Below are 5476 nucleotides of genomic sequence, written 5' to 3'. Positions count from 1 at the left end.
TCGAGACGAAGAACCAGCCGACCTGCCTGCTGATCAAGACCATCAAGGGCTATGGCATGGGTTCGGCCGGCGAGGGCCAGAACATCACCCACCAGCAGAAGAAGATGGCCGAGGAGCAGTTGCGCGCCTTCCGCGACCGCTTCAGGATCCCGGTCTCGGACGAGGATCTGCCCAAGGCGCCGTTCGTCGCGCTGAACACCGCGCAGAAGGCCTATCTGGCCGACCGCCGCAAGGCCCTTGGCGGGGACTTCCCCAAGCGCAGCTCGCAGGCGCCGAAGCTGGAGATCCCCCCGTTGGAGGCGTTCCAGGCGCAGCTGACCGGCACAGGTGAGCGCGAGATCTCAACCACCATGGCGTTCGTGCGGATACTGACCACGCTGATCCGTGACAAGAACCTGGGCAAGCATGTCGTGCCGATCGTGCCGGACGAAAGCCGCACCTTCGGGATGGAGGGGCTGTTCCGCTCGATCGGGATCTACAACCCCGAAGGGCAGAAATACACGCCCGAGGACCGTGAGCAGATGTCCTACTACCGCGAGGCGGTGGACGGACAGGTGCTGCAGGAAGGCATCAACGAGGCCGGCGCCATGGCCGACTGGATCGCGGCGGCCACGTCCTATTCCAACCACGGCGTGCCGATGATCCCCTTCTTCATCTACTATTCGATGTTCGGCTTCCAGCGGGTGGGCGATCTTGCCTGGGCCGCCGGCGACAGCCGCGCCCGCGGCTTCATGCTGGGGGGCACGGCGGGCCGCACGACCCTGAACGGCGAGGGGCTGCAGCACGAGGACGGCCACAGCCACATCCTGGCCGGCACCATCCCCAACTGCATCAGCTACGACCCGACCTTCCAGCACGAGGTGGCGGTCATCGTCCATCACGGGCTCACGCGGATGTTCCGGGATCAGGAGGATGTGTATTTCTACCTGACCCTGATGAACGAGAACTACAGCCAACCCGACATGCCCGACGGCGTCGAGAACGGCATCATCCGCGGCCTCTACCGCTTCCGCGAGGCCGCCCAGCCGGCAGAGCGGCACGTGAACCTGATGGGCTCGGGCACCATCCTGGTGCAGGCGATCAAGGCCGCCGACATGCTGGAAGCCGATTTCGGCGTCACTGCCGACATCTGGTCGGCCACCAGCTTCAACGAACTGGCCCGCGACGGCCAGGACGCGGCGCGGTGGAACCGGCTCAACCCGCTTGAGGCGCCGCGCGTGCCCTATGTCACGCAGGCGCTGTCAGGGGCGAAGGGCCCATTCATCGCCGCCACCGACTACATGAAGAACTATGCCGAACAGATCCGCGCCTTCGTGCCCGGCCGCTACACGGTGCTGGGGACGGACGGCTTTGGCCGCTCGGACAGCCGCGTGAACCTGCGCCGCTTCTTCGAGGTGGACGCCAACCACATCGCGGCGGCGGCGATGGTCGATCTGTTCCGCGAGGGGGCGATCGACGAGGCCACGCTGCGGGACGCACTGAGCAGATACGACATCGACGGCGGCAAGCCCAACCCCCGGCTGGTCTGATCGGGAACGAGGAGGAACCACATGGCAATCGAAGTGAACGTTCCCGACATCGGCGACTTCAAGGATGTCCCGATCATCGGCATCCTCGTGAATGTCGGCGACAGCATCGCCGTCGAGGACCCGCTGATCGAGCTCGAATCCGACAAGGCGACGATGGAGGTGCCAAGCCCCGTCGCAGGCCGGATCGCCGCGATTTCGGTCAACGTGGGCGACAGGGTGTCCGAAGGCGCGCTGATCCTGACCGTCGAGGCCGAAGGAGTGACGGCCGCTGACGCGCCGGCGCAGGACGCGCCCAAGCAGAACATCCCGGACCGGCCCGCCCCGGCGGCGGGGTCTGCTGCGGCCCCGGTCGCGGCAGCCCCGGCGGGGGGCGCTATCACCGACAGCGGTTTCGGCAAGGCCCATGCCTCGCCCTCGGTGCGCGCCTTCGCCCGCCAGTTGGGGGTCGACCTCGGCAGGATCAACGGCAGCGGCCGCAAGGGCCGCATCCTGCGCGAGGACGTGGCCGCCGCGCTGAAGGCCAGCGCCGCCCCCGTGGCGGCGGCCCCCGCGCAGGGCGGCATGGGCATCCCGCCGATCCCGGTGGTGGACTTCTCGAAGTTCGGCCCCGTCGAGGACGTCGAGATGCCGCGCATCAAGAAGCTGTCCGGCCCCGCGCTGCACCGGTCCTGGCTGAACGTTCCCCACGTCACCCACAACGAGGACGCCGACATCACCGAGATCGACCGCTACCGCAAGGAGCTGGACGACGAGGCGAAGAAGGACGGATACCGCGTCACGCTTTTGTCCTTCGTCATCAAGGCTAGCGTCTCGGCCCTGCGGAAACACTGGGAGTTCAACTCGTCGATCCATCCCGACGGCGACAAACTGATCCGCAAGTCCTACTACAACATCGGCTTTGCCGCCGACACGCCAAACGGCCTGGTCGTGCCGGTCATCAAGGACGCCGACCGTAAGGGGATCATCGAGATCTCCAAGGAACTGGGAGAGCTGAGCGCCAAGGCCCGCGCGGGCGAGCTGAAGTCGCAGGACATGCAGGGCGCGACCTTCACCATCTCGTCCCTGGGGGGCATCGGCGGCACGTCCTTCACGCCGATCGTCAACGCGCCCGAGGTCGCGATCCTGGGCCTGACCCGGTCGCGGATGGCCCCCGTCTGGGACGGCGCGCAGTTCGTGGCGCGCAACATGCTGCCGATGTCGCTGAGCTACGACCATCGCGCGGTGGACGGGGCGCTGGCCGCCCGCTTCGCCGCGACGCTGCGGCACCTGCTCGGCGATGTGCGCCGGATCATGCTGTAAGGGAGGGCGACGTCATGGAAGTCAAGGTTCCCGATATTGGCGATTTCAAGGACGTCCCGGTCATCAGCATCCTCGTGGCCGTGGGCGATGAGGTGGCCGAGGAACAACCGCTGATCGAGCTTGAATCCGACAAGGCGACGATGGAGGTGCCCTCTCCCGCCGCCGGCCGGATCGCGGCAATTGCGGTGAAGCCGGGCGACAGGGTGTCGGAAGGCGCGCTGATCCTGAGGTTGGAGGTGGCTGCGGGCGCCGCCACGGGCGAGGTCGAGCCGCGCAACACCGACAGCGGCTATGGCGGACGCGGCGGTCCGACTGACGCCCCGGCCGCGCCGCAGCCCGCCCCGGCGGTGGTTCCCGCGTCTGCGCGGGGCGACGTCCATGCCGAGGTCGTGGTGCTCGGCTCGGGTCCCGGCGGCTACACCGCTGCCTTCCGGACCGCAGACCTCGGCAAGAAGGTCGTGCTGATCGAGCGCAACCCGACCCTCGGTGGCGTCTGCCTCAACGTCGGCTGCATTCCCTCCAAGGCGCTGCTGCACGCCGCCAAGGTCATCACCGAGGCTGAAGAGATGGCTGGCCACGGCATCGCCTTCGACACGCCCGTGGTGGACCTCGACAAGCTGCGCGGCTGGAAGGACTCGGTTGTCAAGCAACTGACCGGCGGCCTGTCCGGGTTGGCCAAGGGCCGCAAGGTGCAGGTGGTGACGGGCTACGGCCGCTTCACCGGCCCGAACATGATCGAGGTCGAACGGGACGGGGCGAAAAAATCGGTCAGCTTCGACCAGTGCATCATCGCCGCCGGGTCGGAACCCGTGACGCTGCCCTTCATCCCGCATGACGACCCCCGCGTGATTGATTCCACCGGCGCGCTGGAACTGGACGGCATTCCCGAACGGATGCTGGTGCTGGGCGGCGGCATCATCGGGCTGGAGATGGCCTGCGTCTATGACGCGCTCGGCACCCGCATCACGGTGGTCGAGCTGATGGACCAGATCATCCCCGGCGCCGACAAGGACATCGTCAAGCCCCTGCACAAACGCATCGAGGGACGGTATGAAAAGATCCTGCTGAAGACCAGGGTCACGGATGTGAAGGCGGGCGACGATGGCCTGACCGTCACCTTCGAGGACGAGAAGGGCGCGACCACGACCGACATGTTCGACCGCCTTTTGGTCGCGGTCGGGCGTCGCCCTAACGGCAAGCTGATCGGGGCCGAGGCGGCGGGCGTCGCGGTCGATGAGCGCGGCTTCATCGCCGTGGACAGCCAGCAGCGCACGAACGTCCCCCACATCTTCGCCATCGGCGACGTCGTGGGTCAGCCGATGCTGGCGCACAAGGCGGTGCACGAGGGCAAGGTCGCGGCCGAGGTCGCGGCGGGGCAAAACCGCCATTTCGACGCCCGCGTGATCCCCTCGGTCGCCTACACCGACCCCGAGGTCGCCTGGGTCGGCGTCACCGAGGCGCAGGCCAAGGCCGAGGGCCGCAAGATCGGCAAGGGGGTGTTCCCCTGGGCGGCCTCGGGGCGGTCGCTGTCCTTGGGCCGGTCCGAGGGGATCACCAAGGTCATCTTCGACGAGGCCGACGATCGGGTGATCGGCGCGTGCATCGTCGGGCCGAACGCGGGCGACCTGATCGCCGAGGTGGCGCTGGCGATCGAGATGGGCGCCGACGCGGTGGACCTGGGCCATACCATCCACCCCCACCCGACGCTGAGCGAGACGGTCAACTTCGCTGCCGAGATGTTCGAGGGCACCATCACCGACCTGATCCCGCCGAAGAAGCGGCACTGAGCCGGGCGCGCCCGTATCCCGGTTTTCTGAAAGCCCGGCAGGGGCGGTCGCGCCGGGGACCACTGGAGCAACATGACGGCGGGGCTGTCCCCGTGATCCGAGGAGGAAAGATGACTGGTTTCCTGATATTCATCCTGGCCCTGCTGCCCATCGCCACGGTGTTCCTGCTGCTGGTGGTGCTGGAACGCTCGGCCAAGCTTTCGATGTTCGTGGCCTACCTGGTCACGGCGGCAACGGCCCTTCTGGTTTGGGGCACCGACCTGAACAAGGTTCTGGGGGCCACCGCCAACGGGGCCATCACCGCGATCAGCCTGCTTTACATCATCTTCGGCGCGATCCTGCTGCTGTTCACGCTTGAGGAAAGCGGCGGCATCCGGTCCATCCGCAGCGGCTTCACCAGCATCTCTCCCGACCGGCGCGTGCAGGCCATCATCATCGCTTGGCTGTTCGGATCGCTGATCGAGGGCGCGTCGGGTTTCGGCACGCCCGCGGCCATCGCCGCCCCGCTGCTGGTCGCCATCGGCTTTCCCGCCATGGCCGCGGTTCTTGTGACGCTGATCATTCAGAGCACGCCGGTGTCCTTCGGCGCGGTCGGCACGCCGATCCTTGTCGGCGTCAACACCGGCCTCGGCGGCCAGGAGATCGTCGAGTCGACCATCGCGCCGATGGCCTACAGCGACTATCTGCTGGAGATCGCCGTCAAGGTCGCCACCATCCACGGCCTCGTGGGCTTCCTGATCCCGCTGATTCTGGTCGGGATGCTGACGCGCTTCTTCGGATCCAACCGCTCGTTCATCGAAGGCTTCCGCATCTGGAAATTCGCGCTGTTCGCGGGCCTCGCCTTCACCATCCCCTACTGGA

4 protein-coding genes are annotated in these 5476 nt (G+C 67.2%); all 4 read left to right on the top strand.

Annotated elements, in window-relative coordinates:
* Window positions 1–1529: transketolase-like TK C-terminal-containing protein (locus ACFHYO_RS15905; protein ID WP_394321699.1), on the top strand; the 1529-nt coding region annotated here is incomplete at its 5' end.
* Between the two features lie 21 nt (window positions 1530–1550).
* Window positions 1551–2828: a dihydrolipoyllysine-residue acetyltransferase gene (aceF, locus tag ACFHYO_RS15900; RefSeq protein WP_095641382.1), complete on the top strand. Its 1278-nt coding sequence runs from the start codon at window positions 1551–1553 to the stop codon at window positions 2826–2828.
* Between the two features lie 14 nt (window positions 2829–2842).
* Complete coding sequence (lpdA, locus tag ACFHYO_RS15895) at window positions 2843–4615, top strand: dihydrolipoyl dehydrogenase (RefSeq protein WP_394321696.1); 1773 nt, start codon at window positions 2843–2845, stop codon at window positions 4613–4615.
* A gap of 110 nt (window positions 4616–4725) precedes the next feature.
* Window positions 4726–5476: L-lactate permease (locus ACFHYO_RS15890; RefSeq protein ID WP_394321695.1), on the top strand; the 751-nt coding region annotated here is incomplete at its 3' end.

The sequence above is a fragment of the Paracoccus panacisoli genome (assembly GCF_042435015.1).
GTDB classification, from domain to species: domain Bacteria; phylum Pseudomonadota; class Alphaproteobacteria; order Rhodobacterales; family Rhodobacteraceae; genus Paracoccus; species Paracoccus panacisoli.
The sequence above is the reverse complement of the archived record's forward strand: the minus strand, read 5'-3'. Positions and strand labels throughout refer to the sequence as shown.

Bases quoted from the DNA above. Each gene is read 5' to 3' on its own strand.
- aceF (WP_095641382.1), top strand. From the start codon at position 1,551: ATGGCAATCGAAGTGAACGTTCCCGACATCGGCGACTTCAAGGATGTC.
- lpdA (WP_394321696.1), top strand. From the start codon at position 2,843: ATGGAAGTCAAGGTTCCCGATATTGGCGATTTCAAGGACGTCCCGGTC.